A 17,152-nucleotide genomic window follows, 5' to 3' on the forward strand; every position below is an offset into this window, starting at 1 on the left:
GCGGGAACCGGCCCCGGGGAACCGGTCAGGAGTCGTCCTCTTCCACGGCGAGGACGCGCGTCAGGGGCGTGCCGGCGAGGGCCGGCGCGTGCTCGGTACTCGCCCACACGCGCGTGCGGAGGAATCCGAGGAAGTCCTCGGCGCGGCCGGCGTCGGCGAAGGACAGGTCGACGACGACGTAGGCGGGGTCGTCGAGCGGGCGGCGCACCTGGTGGCGCAGCACGCCCGCGTCCCGGCGGACGCCGTCGAACCGGTCGAAGGCCGCTTTCCACACGGCGTAGTCGGTGATCGGGTGCTCGATGTGCAGGGTGATCACGGCTCCTCCTTCCACCGGTCGGTGACACCTCCAGCGTCGGAGGGACGCGCGGTCGCGTCCATCCCAGATGTCTGGGGTTCCGGGCCGTACGCTCCGCGCATGGCCCTTCCCCCGGCGCACGCCCGCTCACGCGCGCGCGTGCTGCGGATCTGCGAGTCGGCGGGGGCCGGTGGTGCGCACACGCTGCGGGTGCTGCTCCTCCGGGAGTTCCGGGGGCTGTTGGGGTCGGAGTCCTTCGCGTTCCTGCTGACGGACCCGGTGACCTCGGTCGGGTGCTCGCCGGTGGCCCGGGTGCCGTTCCTGCCGGAGCTGCCGCGGCTGATCCGGCTCAAGTACCTGACCCGGGCGGACCGCTGGACGTCGCTGACCGGCGCGGCCGCACTGAGCGGCCTTCCGGAGGGTGCCCGGGGGCCGCTGTGGGAGGAGCTGCTGCGGCCGCACGGGGTGCGGGACGTGGCGTCGGTGGTGTTCCGGGACCGGTTCGGCTGCTGGGGGTTCCTGGACCTGTGGCGGTACGGGGCGGAGTTCGGCGCCGCCGACCTGACGTACCTGGACGAGGTCGCGGGGCCGGTCACGGAGGCCCTGCGCCGGGCCCAGGCCGCGGCCTTCCCCGCCCGTCCGCCGGGCGCCGGACGGCCGGGCCCCCTGGTGATGCTGCTCGCGCCCGATCTGCGGGTGCGCGGCCAGACGCCCGAGGCCGCCGCAATTCTGGCGGGCCTGGTCCCGCCGGAGGAGGGCCGCGCGCCGGTGCCGGCGGCCGCGTACAACGTGGCCGCCCAGCTCCTGGCGCGCGAGGCGGGCGTCGACCCGGGCCCGCCCCGCGCGCGCGTCCACCTCGCCGACGGCCTGTGGCTGACCCTGCGCGCGGCCCGCGTCGGCGACGAACGGGGGGACGGCGGGGCGGGGTCGGACCGGGAGATCGCCGTGACGATCGAGGAGACGACCCCGGCCGACCGACTGGACGTCTTCTGCCGGGCCCACGGTCTGAGCGCGCGCGAGACGGAACTGCTCGGTCACCTGGCGGAGGGGGCCGACAGCCGTGAGGTGGCCGCCGCGATGGCCCTGTCCGCGCACACGGTCCAGGACCACCTGAAGTCGGTCTTCGCGAAGACGTCCACGCACCACCGGCGCGTGCTCCTCGCCCGGGCGCTGGGCGTCTGACGCGGCCACGGCCTGCTGCCCCGGCGCCTGAGCGGGACGCCTGACGCGGACGTCCGACCGGGACGCGTGACCCGAGCGTCCGACCGGGACGCCCGACCCAGGCGTCCGACCGGGACGCCTGACGCGGGCGTCCGACCGGGACGCCTGACGCGGACGTCCGTCCGGGGCGCCTGACCGCCGTCACCGTGCGGGGAGCCGCCCGTCCGCGCATGCTCGATGCATGGCCTGCGAGTGTGTCGACCGGTCCGCGTGGACGGGCGCGGAGCGGACGGTGGCGGCATGACGTGGCTGTCCGTCCTCGCGGGAGCGGCCCTGATCCTGTTCATCCTGCGGGACGTCTTCCACACCATCTGGCACCCCACCCGGCACGGCGGGCTGAGCAGGCTGGTGATGCGGGGCGTGTGGCGGCTCTCGGCCCATCACGGGGAGCGGTGGCGGCCCGTCGGTCTCGCGGGGCCGGTGGGCATGATGACGGTCGTCGCCGTCTGGTCGCTCGTCGTCGCCACCGGCTGGGGCCTCATCTACTGGCCCCACATGCCGGAGGACTTCTCGTACGCCACGGGGCTGAGGCCCTCGGAGCACGCGTCCCCGGTCGACGCGCTGTACGTCTCACTGGTCACCCTGGCCACCCTCGGCCTCGGCGACATCGCGCCGACGTCGGGGTGGCTGCGCATCCTCGCGCCGCTGGAGGCGCTGGTGGGGTTCGCCCTGCTGTCGGCGACCGTCGCCTGGGTCCTGGGCATCTACCCGGCCCTCGCCCGCCGCAGGGCGCTCGCCCTGCGGCTGTCCCATCTGCGCCGCGGCCGCGTCCCGGGCGGATCCCTCGACTGCGCCGGGGGCGCCGCGCTCCTCGACGGTCTCGCCTCGGCGCTCGCGACGGTGACCGTGGACTTCCTGCAGTACGCCGAGTCGTACTACTTCTACGACGGGGACGAGAAGATCTCCCTGGCCGGCCAGCTGGGCCACGCGGTCGGCCTGGCGGGGAGGGCGGAGCGGGCGCGTCGTCCGGACGTCCGGCTGTCCGGGTCGGTCCTGCGCACGGCGCTCGACGACCTGGCCGGCGTCCTCGACGAGCGCTTCCTGCGCACGGGCGGGACTCCCGAGGAGGTGTTCACGGCGTACGCGAGGGACCACGGACGCCGCCCCGCACAGCCGTGACGTGGGGCGATATCCCCTCGACATGATCGCTCCGGCCCCACATCCTGGGCCCATGGAATTCCTCTGCTACCACCGTGACCGGCCCGGATCGATGCCCCTGCGGCAGGCCCTCGTCGAGGCGCACTGGGCGTACATGGACGGCTTCGCGGAACAGCTGATCGCCCGCGGGCCGACCTTCGACGCGGCGGGCGAGACGTGTACCGGAAGCGTGCACATCGTCGACCTGCCCGACGTCGCCGCGGCCCGGGCGTTCGCCTTCGACGAACCCAACTACCAGGCCGGGGCGTACCGGGACGTCCTGGTGAGGCGGTGGCGCAACGTCCTGGGGCGGACGATGTGGGAGTTCCCCGGCGGCCGCGAGGGCGGCAACCGCTACCTGGTCCTGGGCCTCGGCGAGGGCGAGCCCGTCGACCTCACGCCCCCGGCCGCCGCGGTGGACGGGGACGACCTGATCGCCTATGGCCCGCTGCTGTCCGACGACGGCGCCACCTGGGTGGGCACGGCGGCCCTGGTCCGCGCCCCGGACGGGGCGGCGGCCGCGGCGGTGCTGCGGACCCCCGACCGGTATGCCGGGATCGAGGTCCACGACTGGGCCTTCGGCGGCCGCCCGACGACCTGACCATCCAGCTGGTGAGACCGGCCGGGGGCGCCGCCCCGGCCCCGTCTAAGGTGCCCCCTACCCGCGGCCGGAGGGTGATGCCCGGCCGCCTCCGCCGCCCGATCTCACCGAGGATGCCCATGTTTACGGTCAACGAGTACTTCGACGGCACGGTCAAGTCGATCGCGTTCACTCAGGAGCAGGGCCCGGCGACCATCGGCGTCATGGCTCCGGGCGAGTACGAGTTCGGCACGGCCGCCCCGGAGATCATGCACGTGGTCAGCGGCGCCCTGACGGTCAGGCTGCCGGGCGCCGACGCGTGGGAGACCTTCGCCGCCGGGGACGAGTTCAAGGTCCCCGGGGACAGCAGGTTCCAGCTCAGGGTCGCGGTGGACACCGCCTACCTCTGCGAGTACCGCTGACCGTCCGAGGACGGGTCGAGGGCCTGTCCGTCGGATCAGGCCCTGAAGGGTGTTGCGGGGCCCGCTCCGGGCCCGCCTCGGAGTTCACCGTGCCGCGCCGCCCGCGCCCCCTGGGTGACGCAGGGCCGTGACCACCCCACACAGCCGTACTGCTGTACTAGATTCGATCACCACGGCTGAACGGGATTCCCGGAGAAGGCCCGGCGGATCGGCGGAACCACGAGGAAACAGCCCTCAGCCGCTGCACACATCGACCGGCGGAGGAGCGAACCTGCCATGCGCACTGCCACGCACACCGAGATAGTCGTCGTCGGAGGCGGACCGGTCGGCATGCTGATCGCCGCCGAGCTGGGGGCGTACGGCATCGATGTCGTGGTGCTGGAGGAGAAGAGTGCGACCTCCGGTCAGCCCAAGGCCGGGACCGTCCACGCCAGGGCCGTGCAGGCGCTGACCCGGCGGGGCTACCTCGGGCTGCCGCGGTTCTCGGATGCTCCGGTGACCGAGCCGTTCCACTTCGCCGGAATGCCCGGGCTGACGATCACGGTCCCCGCGGCCGAGCCGGAGCCCATCCTCAAGCGCGCACAGGCCGATCTGGAGCGGGAGTTCGAGGAACGGGCCCGGGATCGCGGGGTGACCGTGCTGCGCGACCACCGGGTGACCGCGCTGCGCCAGGGGCCCGACGGGGTCGAGGTGGTGGCCGAAGGACCCGGGGGCGAGCACACGTACAGCGCCGGCTTCCTGGTCGGGGCCGACGGCGCGCGCAGCACCGTACGCCGGGAGGCCGGCTTCACCGAGGACACCCACCCCGCGACGGTCTCGGCGATGATGGGCCTGGTCCGGCTGCTCGAGCCCGACAAGGCGCCGCGGGGCTGGTGCCGTACCGAGCGGGGCTGGGTCATCGCGAAGCCCGTCCCCGACGGGCACAGCCTCATCCGCACGCTCGACTGCGACGGGCCCCATCCGCACCGGCGCACCCAGGCGACCGTGCGGGAACTGCAGGACGAGGCGTCCCGGATCGCCGGATACGACATCCCGATGGAGGATGCGCTCTCCGTGACCCGGTTCAGCGACTTCACCCGGCTGGTGCGCCACTACCGCAAGGACCGCGTGTTCCTGGCGGGGGACGCCGCTCACGTGCACTTCCCGATCGGCGGGCAGGGGTTGAGCACCGGAGTGGTCGACGCGCTCAACCTGAGCTGGAAGCTGGCCCACGCCGTGCGGGGAACGGCGGGCGAGGGGCTGCTCGACACGTACGACGACGAGCGCAGGCCGGCCGCGCAGCGGGTCATCGACAACACTCGCGTCCAGCTGACGCTGATGCGTCCCGCCCCCGAACTCGACCCGCTCCGCGCGATGGTCTCCGAGCTGCTGACGCTGGAGCAGGCCCGCCGGCACGTGGGCGACCTGATCAGCGCGCAGGAGACGGTGTACCCGGCTCGCTCGGGCTTCGCCTCCCGGTGGGAGGGGCGGTTCCTGGAGAACGTCACGGTGAGGGACGGCGCGGAGCCGCAGGACGTCACGGGGCTGCTGCCCGACAGCCGGCCCCTGCTTCTCCTGTCCGGCGAGCAGGCCGCGGCGTACGGCGAGGCGGCCCGGGGCTGGGCCCATGTGCTGAACACCGTCGCCGCCTCACCGGATGCCGCCCTCCCGTGCGACGCGGTGCTGGTGCGTCCTGACGGCCATATCGCCTGGGCACCGGACGCGGGTGACCTCACGGACGCGCTGCGCCGGTGGTTCGGCGAGCCCCGTGACGTGGATCCCTTCGTTGAGTAATGACCTGATCGACGTATAGGATCATCTGCCTGGTTGGATCTTGTTTCGGGTGCGGCTCGCCTGTCGCCGCCGCGGGAGTCCACGGGGGATCTCATGAACACCACGACGATCGACGAGGGAAGCCTCCGGTCGCCCAGCGGGCCTTTCCCCGCGTCACTGGCTCAGCTGCACCGCGCCAGGGAGGCCGACGCCTTCCCGGTCAGCTGGACGCAGACGCAGGACCACCACTATTCGGTCATCGCCCACTGGCCCGGTGAACACCCTTACTTCATACCGGTGCCCGGCCGCCGCTACGATCCCCTGCTCGTCACCGAGACCATGCGCCAGGCCACCCTGCTCGTACTGCACGCCGGGTACGGCATTCCGGTAGGGCACCACTTCCTCCTGGCGGAGTTGCAGTTCACCTGCCGCATGCACCAGCTCGCCATCGACGACGGGCCCGGGGAGGTGGAGGTGCAGGTGGTCTGCTCCGATGTGAAGCGGGCCCGTGGGCACGTCTCCGCTCTCCGGGTCGACATGGTCGTGCGCCGCGCGGGGGCCGTCGTCTCCACGGGCACCATCACGGGGCGGATCGTCGGCCCAGAGGCCTACCGGCGGGTACGGGGCGACCGTGCCGTCCCGGGATTCGAGGTCCCGCGGACCCCTCCGGTGACGGCCTCGCTCGTCGGCCGGTCGCGCGCGGAGGACGTCCTGCTCTCGCCCACCCCGCAGGACCAGCTGTGGCAGCTGCGGGTCGACACCAGGCACCCGATCCTGTTCCAGGGCGAGAAGGACCACGTGCCCGGAATGCTGCTCCTCGAAGCAGCCAGGCAGGCGGCCGAACTGGAGACGCCGTCCCAGCCGTTCGTCCCCTCCTCGGGACGCATAAGCTTCCAGCGCTACGCGGAGTTCGGCACCCCCTGCTGGATACGGGCCCACGCCCTGCCCACATCGCGCGCCGGAACGACCGGCGTCACCATCACGGGAAGCCAGGACGACGGTGCGGTGTTCCTCGCCGAGCTCTCCTCGGCCCTTCCCACCCGCTGACGGACGGTAACGCAGACATGATCCTTGTCACCGGAGCAACCGGCACGGTAGGGCGGGAGGTCGCCCGCCTGCTCGCCCCCAGCCGGCCGCTGCGCATCCTCACGAGGCGACCCGAGCTCGCCACCGTCCAAGGGCCCGCCGTCACCGTGGTCCGCGGCGGCTTCACGGACCCCGAAAGCCTCCACCGGGCGCTCACGGGAGTCCACGCCGCCTTCCTGGTCACCAACCGGGTGGCTGAGGAGGACGACGCACGGTTCATCGACGCGGCCCGGGCCTGCGGCGTACGGCACGTGGTCAAGCTCTCCGCGGCCGCCGTGGAGGATCCGGAGGCGGACGACCTCATCACCCGCTGGCAGCGCGAGAACGAGCGGGCCCTGCGGGAATCGGGACTGGCGTGGACCCTGCTGCGTCCCCGGTCCTTCATGTCCAACACGCTGTCCTGGGCACCGGCCATCCGTTCCGAGGGCGTCGTGCGCGCGCTCTACGGGGAGTCGGCCAACGCCTGCGTGGACCCGCGCGACATCGCCGAGGTGGCGGTGCACGCTCTGACCCAGGACGGGCAGGAGGGCCGCGTGCACGCGCTGTCCGGTCCGGAGGCGGTCACTGCGCTCGAACAGACCGCTGTGCTCTCGAAGGTGCTGGGCCGACCGCTGCGCTTCGAGGAACTCGGGCCGGAGCGGGCCCGCTCCGCCATGCTGGACCGCTACCCCGAGGTGATCGCCGACGCGCTCCTGCACAGCGCGGGGCGCCAGCAGGCCGGCGCGAAGGCACGGGTGGACTCCGCGGTGCCCGCGATACTGGGACGGCCCGCTCGGACCTTCGCCACCTGGGCGGCGGACCACGCGCAGGCGTTCGCCTGACCGGTCCGCCGGCCCGGCGGAGGCCAGCTGCGTCAGGCCGTGCGGCGGGACGCGATCGCCAGGACACTCCCCTATCGGCGGACGCGGGGCATGCCCAGGCCGATCCAGGAGATGATCTCGCGCTGGATCTCGTTGTTGCCGCCGCCGAAGGTGAAGATGACGGCCGAGCGGTAGCCCCGTTCCAGTTCGCCGTGGAGGACGGCGCCCGCCGAACCCTCCTTGAGGGCGCCCGCCGCGGCGACGACCTCCATGAGGGCGGCGTACGCGTCGCGCCGGGCCTCGGAGCCGTACACCTTGACGGCGGAGGCGTCCTGGGGGGTGAGGCTGCCGTTCTGGACGGCGCTCACCATCTGCCAGTTGAGCAGCTTCATCGCGTCGAGCCGGGCATGGGTGCGGGCCAGGGTGCGCCGCACCCAGGGCAGGTCGATGACCCTGCGGCCGTCGGAGAGCGGGGTGCCGGCGGCCCAGCGCTGCACGTCGTGGAGGGCGCGGATCGCCATGGTGCCGTGGGCCGCGAGGGTCACGCGCTCGTGGTTGAGCTGGTTGGTGATGAGCCGCCAGCCCTTGTTCTCCTCGCCGACACGGCGGGAGACGGGGACGCGGACGTCGTCGTAGTAGCTCGCGGTGGTGTCGTGCGAGGCGAGGGTGTTGATGATCGTGCAGGAGTAGCCGGGGTCGCTCGTCGGCACGAGGAGCATGGTGATGCCCTTGTGAGGCGGGGCGTCGGGGTCCGTGCGGACGGCGAGCCAGACCCAGTCGGCTGTGTCGCCGTTCGTCGTCCAGATCTTCTGTCCGTTGACGACGTACGTGTCCCCCTCCCGTACCGCGCGGGTCTTCAGGGCGGCCAGGTCGGTGCCCGCGTCGGGCTCGCTGTAGCCGATGGCGAAGTCGATCTCCCCGGACAGGATCCGGGGCAGGAAGTACGCCTTCTGCTCGTCCGTGCCGTACCGCATGATCGTCGGGCCCACGGTGTTCAGCGCCATCAGCGGCAGCGGCACGCCGGCCTGCGCGGCCTCGTCGAAGAAGATGAACTGTTCCATGGGGGTCAGCCCGCGCCCGCCGTACTCGGCGGGCCAGCCCACCCCGAGCCAGCCGTCGGTGCCGAGGCGCCGCACGGTCTCCCGGTAGAAGCGCTTCTGGGCGGCCGGGTCCGCGTAACGGGTGTGGACGTCGTCCGGGACCAGCCCGGCGAAGTACGCCCGCAGCTCGGCGCGCAGGCTGTTCTGTGCGGGCGTGTACTCGAGGTGCATGGCGTCCTCCCGTGGCGGGCGTCCGTCGGTGTCCGCGCGATGTCCGTGCGGTGTCCGCCGCGTCCCCGTGCGGTGCGACGCGCGACGGCGGCCACGGTAGAACGTGTTCCACAAATGCGGAAGCCTCGAGACCCTTCCGAAAGGCCCACGGCCCCGGATCGGAGCGACCGATCCGGGGCTGCGGGAGGGAGGTGTGCGTTCCTAGGCCCTGTCGTCAAACTCCCGCCTGCCCCGCGACGCCATGCACGCGCTCTCGCCGCACCGGGCACAAGCCCGAGTACGTCCAGTACGAGGGCTCGCGCCCGGCACGCCGAGAGCACGCACCTGACGCCGCGGGGCCGCCCTTCGGGCGACGACGGGAGTGTGACGACAGGGCCTAGGGCAGGAGCTCGTCCATGCAGGCGCGGCCCTTCTCGGCCATGCGGCGTTCCGCCCAGGCGAGGTTCTTCGGATTCACGTCACGGCCGGAGGCGAGGACCACGTCCTCCGGCGTGAATTCGCCCTCCGACCCTGTGTGCAGCAGCCGGTCGGGCGTCGGGAAGTCCCCCTGGGACGTCTTGTCGGGCTCAGCGTTCATTCCGCCTCCTACGTGTGCGTCCGGCACTCGCCATTCTCGTGTCCGCTCCCCGTGCGCGCATCCGGGGCCGCGGCCCTCCCGTGTCGACGGGGTGTCGACGGCGTGTCGACCGGCCCGGGGAGGGTGGGGGCCCAGACCCGCCTCCCGACGAGGAGCCGTCGATGCCCCACAACCCCTCCGCGCCCCTGCCCCTGCACCGCCTGACGGTCATCGCCGTCCGCCCGGTGACCCCGCGCATGCGCCGGATCACCCTCGGCGGCCCGAGCCTCGACGGCTTCACGCTCGCGGGCCCCGACCAGCAGGTGAAGCTGTTCTTCCCCCGGCCGGGCCGGACGGAGCCGGTGCTGCCGGTGCCCGGGCCCGACGACGACGCGATGCGCTGGTACGGGGCCTACGCGGCGCTCCCCGAGGCGGACCGCCCGTGGATGCGGAGCTACACCCTGCGTGCGCACGACCCGGCGGCCGGGACCGTCGACGTCGACTTCCTCCTCCACGGGGAGGGCGAGGACGCGGGCCCCGCGACACGGTGGGCCGGGTCGGCGCGCCCCGGCGACGTGCTGGGCATGTTCGGCCCGTCGGCGGCCTTCGCGGTCCCCGTCGATCCGGGCGCCGGCGACTGGACACTCCTGTACGCCGACGCCTGCGCCCTCCCCGCGCTCGCCACGGTCGTCGCCGCGCTCCCGCCGGGGCAGCGGGCCCTCGCGTACGTCCAGGTCTCCGACGCGGCCGAGGAGCAGCCGCTGCCGACGGCGGGCGACCTGACCGTGCGCCGCCTGCGCGACGGCGACTCGCCGGCCGAGGCCGTGCGGGCGGACACCCTGCCGCCCGGCCGGCCGTACGCGTGGCTCGCGGGCGAGGCCTCGGCGGTGCGCGGGCTGCGGCGCCACCTCGTGGAGGAGCGGGGTGTCGACCGGCGCTCGGTGCACTTCACCGGGTACTGGCGCCGCCGACTCACCCAGGACGACGCGCCGACCCCGGAGGACCTGGCCGAGGCACGCGAGCGCCTGTCGCTCGGCTAGCCGGCGTCCGCCGGGGCGCGGACGAGGTCGGCGGCCGCCCTGAGGGAGAGGCCCGCGCCCTCCTCGTACCTGCGGGTGTACGTCTCCGGGGGCAGCGCGGCGCGGAGAACGGCCTCGGCGCGGACACGGATCGCGGCCTCCGTCCTCGGGGTGAAGGGACGGAAGCCGCCGCCGGTGTCGGAGCCGGCGTGGGTGTCGTACGCGCCGAGGAGCCGCGCGCCCGTCCCGGCGTCGCCCGGTGCTCCGCGTCCGCCGCGGGCCCAGGCGGCGGTCCCGAACTGGGCGACGACGAGGTGCGGGGCGACCAGGTGGGCGAGGGTCTCGATGTCGACGACGGACCGGGCGAGCCGCTCCAGGGCCCGGTCATGGTCGCCGTCGAGGCAGTCGAGCCACGCCCACGTCCCGCCGACGAGACCCCAGAAGAGCGCCGGGGTGACCTCGCCGAACTCCTTCTCCAGGAGCGCGAGCTGCGCGCGGGCGAGGCCGGTGCGACCGGTCAGGCCGTAGTGCTGGGCGAGCAGCAGCCGGCCGGTGCCGGCGGCCTCCGCGCCCCACTGCCCGGCCTCGTCGGCGGCTTCGGCCAGGAGCCGTTCGGCCGCCGCGTCCCCCTCCGGGGCGAGGCGGAGCCGTACGGCCGCGAGGCGGGCCGTGAAGACGGGCACCTGGGAGCGGGCGCCGACCCGGGCGGCGGCCTCGGTGGCCCGCTCGAAGTCGGCGGCGGCCTCGGCGAGCCGGTCCTCCCGTTCGTAGACCTCGCCCCGGGCGGCGTGGGACTCCGCGATGCCCCAGGCGTCCCCGGCGGCCTCGAAGAGGGCGAGCGCCTCGGCGGCGTCGGTGCCGTGACCGGCGAGCTTGGCCCGCATGAGGAGCGCGAAGCCCAGGTCCCAGCCGGGGCCGTGGGCGCGGCAGGCGTCCACGATCAGGGTCAGCGTCTCGTCGAGGCCGGTGAGCTCCCCGGTCATGAGCCGGGCGAAGTACCACATCGTGCCCGGCTGCCGGCAGGTCTGCGGGAGGCCGGGGCGGTACGCGGCGACCAGGCCGGAGAGCCGGGCGCGGGTCTCGGGCCGTTCGAGGAAGCTCGTACCCTCGCCGCCCTCGCCGCCCTCGGTCGCGAGGGCGTACAGCCGGCCGCCGCGCCGTGCCTCCCACAGCCGCTCGCCGGTCCACGGCGGCGGCACGTCCAGGCACCGGCCCTCCAGCGGTCCGGCGGGGCGGACGGGTTCCCGGAAGGGGTCGGGGCCGAGTCGGCCGGCCTCGGCGGCCCAGGTGCGGGCGTCGACCTGGTGGTTGCGGAGCTGCCAGAACCAGCTGAGCGCGTGGACGAGGCAGAGCACCTCCTGCTCGTCGCCGAGCGCCACGGCCGTCCGGAGGGCGCCGCGCAGGTTGTCGTGCTCCCGCTCCAGGCGGGCGACGGCGGCCACCTGGCCGGGACCGCGCAGCTCCGGGTCGGTCCGGCGGGCGAGCTCCCGGTGGTACGTGAGGTGCCGGCGCTCGGCCGCCGCCCGCTCCCCGGCCTCGTCCAGCCGCTCCCCCGCGTACTCGGCCACGGTCTCCAGGAGCCGGAAGCGCATCCCGCCATCGTCCGGGGCGGCGACGACGAGCGACTTGTCGACAAGGGCGCCGAGCACGTCGAGGACTCCGTCGCTCGGCACGGCCGCCGGGTCCGGGACGCGGCCGTCCCGGGCGTCGGGCGCGTCCGGGGTGAGGGCGACCGGCGTGAGGGCGGCCGGGGGTTCCGTTGCCCCACCGTCCGCGCACACCGCCTCCGCCGCCGTCAGGTCGCACCCGCCCGCGAACACCGCGAGCCGCCGCAGCACCGCGCGTTCGGTCTCGTCGAGGAGGTCCCAGGACCAGTCCACCACCGCCCGCAGGGTCTGCTGACGCGGCAGCACGGTCCGCGCGCCCGAGGTCAGCAACCGGAAGCGGTCGTCGAGCCGGTCCGCGATCTGACGGGCCGACAGCATCCGCAGCCGCGCCGCCGCCAGTTCGATCGCCAGCGGCAGCCCGTCGAGGCGACGGCAGATCTCCTCCGCCGCCTCCGGGTCCTCCGCCGGGTCGAACCCGGGGCGCGCCGCCGTGCCCCGCTCCGCGAGGAGCCGGAGCGCCATGTCCCCGGGCAGCGGCCCCAGGGGCCGTACCTCCTCCCCCGGCACCCCCAGGGGCTCCCGGCTCGTGGCGAGGACCGTCACGCCCGGACAGCGCGTGAGGAGCGCCTGCGCGAGCTCCGCCGCCTCGGCGACGACGTGCTCGCAGTTGTCGAGGACCAGCAGCATCCGGCGCCCGGCGCAGTGCTCGACGAGGCCGGCGAACCGGTCCTTCGGTCCGGAGGGGGCCACGGCCGGCGTGTGCCAGAGCTGGGTGTCGCGGGCGCCCAGGGCGGTGAGGACGGCGGCGGCGACCGTGGACTCCTCGCGCACGGAGGCGAGTTCGGCGAGATGGACGGGGCCCTCGTACGTCCCGGCCGCCTCCAGGGCGAGCCGCGTCTTGCCCACGCCGCCCGGCCCTGTGAGCGTGACGAGCCGTCGCCCCTCCCAGGCGGCGGCGAGCGCGCCCAGTTCACCGGACCGGCCGATGAACGAGGTCAGGCGCGCGGGGACGGTGCCCGCCGTCGCGGACCGGGCCGGGGGCGCGGCCGGTACGGGGGCCTTCTCCGCGAGGAGTTCGGTGTGCAGGGAGCGCAGCTCCGGCCCCGGGTCCGTGCCGAGCCGGTCCGCGAGGGCCACGCGTACCTCCTCGTACGCCGCGAGGGCCTCGGCGGGCCGTCCTGCCGCCCGCAGGGCGCGGATCCGCAGCGCCTGGAGGGGTTCGTCGAGCGGCTGCCCGGCGGCGAGCGCGGCGAGGGGCGCGAGCACGGCGGCGGCCCGCCCGAGTGCCAGGTCGGCGGCGAGCCGGTCGCGCCGCGCCTGGGCGTGCCGCTGCTCGACGCGTACGACCAGGGGGTCGGTGTCCCGGCCGGGCAGGTCCGCGAGGGCGGGCCCGCGCCACAGCCCGAGGGCTTCGTCGAGGAGCGCGGCCGCCCGTTCGGCGTGGCCGGCGGCGAGGGCGGTGGCGCCGTCGGCGGCGAGCCGTTCGAAGCGGTACAGGTCGACGGCGTCCGGCCCGGCGGCGAGCCGGTAGCCGCCGCCGGGTGCGGAGACGACGGCCTCGCGGCCGAGCGCGCGGCGCAGCCTGCCGACGAGGGCCTGGAGCGCCGCCGTACGGTCCTGGTCGTCGGCCGGGTCGCCGTCGGCCCAGACCTGGCCGATGAGCGCGCCAGGGCTCACGGCGCGTCCGCCGGCCGCGGCGAGCGCGGTGAGAAGGGCCCTGAGCCTGGCACCACTCAGGGCGGCCTCCGTACCGTCGTCGGTACGGAAGGCCTGGCACGGACCGAGAACACGGTAGGACGACTGCACCGGCCCATTCTGCCCCGGCACACTGATCGGCCGAAGCGCGGTTGCCGTCGGGATCCGGCCGCGCCCGGGGCCCCGGCCCGGTGACTCGGGGCCGGGCACGCCCGAGGGCCCGAGGCCTGGTGGTTCGGGTCCGGCCACACCCGAGTAGGCCAGGCCCGGCGCCCCCGGTCCCGCCACCCCCCAAGGACCCGAGCCCGGTGGTTCGGGTCCGGCCACACCCGAGCACCTCAGGCCCGGGCGACCCCGGTCCCGCCACCCCCGAGCGCCCCACGCCCGCGCTCGGCGGGTCCGGCCGCGCCCGGAGGCCCGGGGTCCCGGTGCGGTGCGCGGGAGCTGTGCGCCTCGCGGCGAACTCGCGCCACGCCGTGTCACCGCCATGGCGTCCGCGGGGTGCGGGTTCGACAATGGGGAGGATGACCGATGACGACCGGCGTACGCGCAGTGGCGAGATCGGGCCCGCCGAGTGGCTCGCCATGAACCGGACCGGCAGCTTCGACTGGGATCTCGACACGGGCACCATCGATGTCGACGAGTCCGGGCTGCTGCTCTTCGGCGTGGCCCCGGACGCCTACGACGGGCGCCCGGTGACGCTCGTGACGCGTCTGGCCCCCGACGAGCGGGCCAAGCTGGAGGGCGTCGTACGGAAGGCGGTCAAGGGCGGCGCGGTGTCGTACACGGCGCACTTCCCCATCCCGCAGGCCGACGGATCACCCCACTGGACCCATGTGCAGGCGCGGATCCTGCGCTCCCCGGACGGCCGCGCGAAGCGGATCGTGGGCGTCGTCCGGGACACGACCGCCGAGGTCGCGCACTTCGCCTTCGTACAGGAGCTGGAGAAGCGGCGCGAGGTCCAGACGAACATCGTCGAGCGGACGACGAACGCGCTGTCGCGCGCGGTGACCGTGGACGACGTGACGGCCGCCCTGACCGGTCCGGGCGGTCTCGCACGGCTCGGCGCGGACGGTCTGGCGCTCGGTCTCGTCGAGAACGGCTCGCTCAACATCATCGCGCTGAGCGGCGAATCCCTCGACATCCTCAACGACTTCCGCAGCCGCCGTCTGGACCGGAAGCTGCCGCTGGCGGACGCGGTACTGAGCGGGCGGCCACGGTTCGTGTCCTCGTTCCCCTCGCTGGGCCGGGACTTCCCCGAACTCGCCCCGTACGTCGCACGACTGGAGTTCCGGGCCGCCTGCTACCTCCCCCTGGTGGCGCAGGCGCGTTCGCTGGGCGGCATGGCGCTCTTCTACCGGGGCCGCACCTCGTTCAACGCCGACGAGCGCAACCTCGCCCTCGGTCTCGCGGCGATCGTCGCCCAGTCGCTCCAGCGGGCGATCCTCTTCGACGAGGAGCGGGAGCTGGCGACCGGACTCCAGGCCACGATGCTGCCGCGCCGGATCCCGCAGTTCACCGGCGGCGAGATCGCCGTCCGCTACCACGCGGCGTGGAGCGGACGCCAGGTCGGCGGCGACTGGTACGACGTGATCCCGCTGCCCCGCGGCCGGGTCGGGATCGTCGTCGGCGACGTCCAGGGCCACGACACGCACGCCGCCGCCATCATGGGGCAGCTGCGGATCGCGCTGCGCGCGTACGCGGGCGAGGGGCACGCCCCGTCGACCGTCCTCGCCCGGGCCTCGCGCTTCCTCGCCGAGCTCGACACCAACCGCTTCGCGACGTGCACGTACGCGCAGGTGGACCTGACGAGCGGCACCCTGCGCGCCGTACGGGCCGGGCATCTCGATCCGCTGATCCGTCACACCGACGGCCGGGTCGGGCAGCCCAAGCTGCGGGGCGGGCTGCCGCTGGGCCTGGCGACCGTGTTCGGGGACGAGGAGTTCCCGGAGACCCGCCTCGACCTCGTGCCCGGCGAGACGCTGGTGCTCTGCACGGACGGGCTCGTCGAACAGCCCGGCTCGGACATCGAGTCCGGGCTCAGCGCTCTCTCGACCGCGATCAGCAGCGGCCCGCCGCAGGCCGAGGCGCTCGCCGACCACCTCTCCGAGAGTCTCTGGGAGCGGTGGGGCTCGGGCGACGACGTGGCGCTCCTGGTGCTCCGGCGCAGCCCCGACCCCGGCACCCCCCGGGCGCCACGCATCCACCAGTACATCCACCAGGCCGACCCCCAGGGCCTCTCGGACGCGCGCGCGGCCGTGGGGCAGGCGCTCCGCGACTGGGGCATGGACGAACTCGCGGACGACGCCGAGCTGTTGACGGGCGAGCTCCTCGTGAACGTGCTGCTGCACACCGAGGGCGGCGCGGTACTGACCCTGGAGGTGCTGCCCGAGCCGGTGCGGCGCGTACGGCTCTCCGTGCAGGACCGGTCGAGCGCCTGGCCCCGGCGCCGCACCCCCGGCGAGGCCGCCACCTCGGGGCGCGGACTCCTCCTGCTCGACGCGCTCGCGTCCCGGTGGGGCGTGGAGCCGCGCGGCGAGGGCAAGGCGGTGTGGTGCGAGATCGGGCCGGCGCCGGTGGCGGCGGAGTCCGCCCCGGGCGGTGGGTGAGGAGGTGACCGTGGACCCCGTGGCCGCCCTGAACCGCATCGCGTTCCTTCTCGAACGCGCCCAGGCACCGGGCTACCGGGCGCGCGCCTTCCGTACGGCCTCGGCCGCCGTCGGCGCCCTCCCGGAGGGCGAGGCGGCCCGGCGCGCGGCGGCGGGCACCCTGGAGTCGCTGAAGGGCGTCGGCCCGAAGACGGCCGCGGTGGTGCGCGAGGCCCTGGAGGGCCGGGTGCCGGAGTACCTGGCACACCTGGAGGAGGAGCTGGAGGCCTCGCTGGGCCCCGCGGAGGGCGACGGCGGGGGCGGCGAGACGCTGCGGGCGGCCCTGCGCGGCGACTGCCACCTGCACTCGGACTGGTCCGACGGCGGTGCCACGATCGAGGACATGGGCCGTGCGGCGGCGGCCCTCGGGCACGAGTGGGCGGTCCTCACCGACCACTCGCCGCGGCTCACGGTGGCGCGGGGCCTGTCACCGGAGCGCCTGCGGGAGCAACTGGACGTGGTGGCGCGGCTCAACGAGGAGTGGGCGCCCTTCCGGCTCCTGACCGGGATCGAGTGCGACATCCTGGAGGACGGCTCGCTCGACCAGGAGCCGGAGCTGCTCGCGCGTCTCGATCTGGTGGTCGGCTCGGTCCACTCGAAGCTGCGGATGGACGCCCGGTCGATGACCCGTCGTCTCGAACGGGCCGTACGCGACCCGCTGTTGGACGTGCTCGGGCACTGCACCGGGCGGCTGGTGGCGGGCGGTCGGCTGCGGCCGGAGTCCGAGTTCGACGCGGAGCGCGTCTTCGCCGCGTGTGCCGAGTCGGGTACGGCGGTGGAGATCAACAGCCGCCCGGAGCGCCTCGACCCGCCGCGCCGGCTGCTGCGCCTCGCCGTCGCGGCGGGCACGTACTTCGCCGTCGACACGGACGCCCACGCGCCCGGACAGCTGGAATGGCAGATCCTGGGGTGCGCGCGGGCGGAGGAGTGCGGGGTGCCGCAGGACCGGGTGATCAACACCTGGCCGGTGGAACGCCTGTTGGAGTGGACGGCGGCCTGACCGGGACGACGGTCAGGGAGATACGACGGTCAGCGAGGGACGACGGTCAGGGAGCGAAGGCGG

14 protein-coding genes are annotated in these 17,152 nt (G+C 74.7%); 10 read left to right on the forward strand and 4 right to left on the reverse strand.

Features of this window, described 5'->3' with window-relative positions; genetic code table 11:
- Window positions 1–25: 25 nt before the first annotated feature.
- Window positions 26–316 (reverse strand): hypothetical protein, encoded by a 291-nt coding sequence (locus ACN9MM_RS04530; protein WP_426362400.1) that lies wholly within the window; start codon window positions 314–316, stop codon window positions 26–28.
- A gap of 99 nt (window positions 317–415) precedes the next feature.
- Here ACN9MM_RS04530 and ACN9MM_RS04535 point away from each other — a divergent pair, with 99 nt between their 5' ends.
- From ACN9MM_RS04535 to ACN9MM_RS04565, 7 genes are all read left to right on the forward strand, one after another.
- Entirely contained in the window at window positions 416–1,477 is a 1,062-nt protein-coding gene (locus ACN9MM_RS04535; protein ID WP_426362401.1) for a helix-turn-helix transcriptional regulator, read from the forward strand.
- Window positions 1,478–1,756: 279 nt separating this feature from the next.
- Window positions 1,757–2,635, forward strand: a complete 879-nt coding sequence (locus ACN9MM_RS04540; RefSeq protein ID WP_426362402.1) for a potassium channel family protein — start codon at window positions 1,757–1,759, stop codon at window positions 2,633–2,635.
- A gap of 52 nt (window positions 2,636–2,687) precedes the next feature.
- Window positions 2,688–3,254, forward strand: coding sequence for a YciI family protein (locus ACN9MM_RS04545; RefSeq protein ID WP_426362404.1), 567 nt, complete (start codon window positions 2,688–2,690; stop codon window positions 3,252–3,254).
- Between the two features lie 119 nt (window positions 3,255–3,373).
- Entirely contained in the window at window positions 3,374–3,655 is a 282-nt protein-coding gene (locus tag ACN9MM_RS04550) for a pyrimidine/purine nucleoside phosphorylase (RefSeq protein WP_426362405.1), read from the forward strand.
- A 276-nt stretch (window positions 3,656–3,931) separates the two neighbouring features.
- Entirely contained in the window at window positions 3,932–5,428 is a 1,497-nt protein-coding gene (locus tag ACN9MM_RS04555) for an FAD-dependent monooxygenase (RefSeq protein WP_426362406.1), read from the forward strand.
- A 93-nt stretch (window positions 5,429–5,521) separates the two neighbouring features.
- Window positions 5,522–6,454: a ScbA/BarX family gamma-butyrolactone biosynthesis protein gene (locus tag ACN9MM_RS04560; protein ID WP_426362407.1), complete on the forward strand. Its 933-nt coding sequence runs from the start codon at window positions 5,522–5,524 to the stop codon at window positions 6,452–6,454.
- A gap of 17 nt (window positions 6,455–6,471) precedes the next feature.
- On the forward strand, window positions 6,472–7,314 hold the full coding sequence (locus ACN9MM_RS04565) for an NAD(P)H-binding protein (protein WP_426362408.1): 843 nt from the start codon (window positions 6,472–6,474) through the stop codon (window positions 7,312–7,314).
- Window positions 7,315–7,385: 71 nt separating this feature from the next.
- On the opposite strand, the gene ACN9MM_RS04570 is transcribed toward ACN9MM_RS04565, so the two are convergent.
- Window positions 7,386–8,564, reverse strand: a complete 1,179-nt coding sequence (locus ACN9MM_RS04570) for an acyl-CoA dehydrogenase family protein (protein ID WP_426362409.1) — start codon at window positions 8,562–8,564, stop codon at window positions 7,386–7,388.
- Between the two features lie 376 nt (window positions 8,565–8,940).
- Entirely contained in the window at window positions 8,941–9,141 is a 201-nt protein-coding gene (locus tag ACN9MM_RS04575; RefSeq protein ID WP_382858620.1) for a hypothetical protein, read from the reverse strand.
- A 161-nt stretch (window positions 9,142–9,302) separates the two neighbouring features.
- Between ACN9MM_RS04575 and ACN9MM_RS04580 the strand changes: the two genes are divergently transcribed.
- Entirely contained in the window at window positions 9,303–10,160 is an 858-nt protein-coding gene (locus ACN9MM_RS04580; protein WP_426362410.1) for a siderophore-interacting protein, read from the forward strand.
- Here ACN9MM_RS04580 and ACN9MM_RS04585 read toward each other — a convergent pair.
- Window positions 10,157–13,552, reverse strand: a complete 3,396-nt coding sequence (locus ACN9MM_RS04585; RefSeq protein WP_426362411.1) for an AfsR/SARP family transcriptional regulator — start codon at window positions 13,550–13,552, stop codon at window positions 10,157–10,159. The genes ACN9MM_RS04580 and ACN9MM_RS04585 overlap by 4 nt on opposite strands.
- Window positions 13,553–13,965: 413 nt before the next feature.
- Here ACN9MM_RS04585 and ACN9MM_RS04590 point away from each other — a divergent pair, with 413 nt between their 5' ends.
- Both ACN9MM_RS04590 and ACN9MM_RS04595 read left to right on the forward strand, forming a co-directional pair.
- Window positions 13,966–16,050, forward strand: coding sequence for a SpoIIE family protein phosphatase (locus ACN9MM_RS04590; protein WP_426362412.1), 2,085 nt, complete (start codon window positions 13,966–13,968; stop codon window positions 16,048–16,050).
- Between the two features lie 10 nt (window positions 16,051–16,060).
- Window positions 16,061–17,089, forward strand: coding sequence for a PHP domain-containing protein (locus ACN9MM_RS04595; protein ID WP_426362413.1), 1,029 nt, complete (start codon window positions 16,061–16,063; stop codon window positions 17,087–17,089).
- Window positions 17,090–17,152 lie beyond the last annotated feature (63 nt).

Source organism: Streptomyces sp. E-08 (assembly GCF_049913095.1).
In the GTDB taxonomy this organism is placed as follows: Bacteria; Actinomycetota; Actinomycetes; order Streptomycetales; family Streptomycetaceae; genus Streptomyces.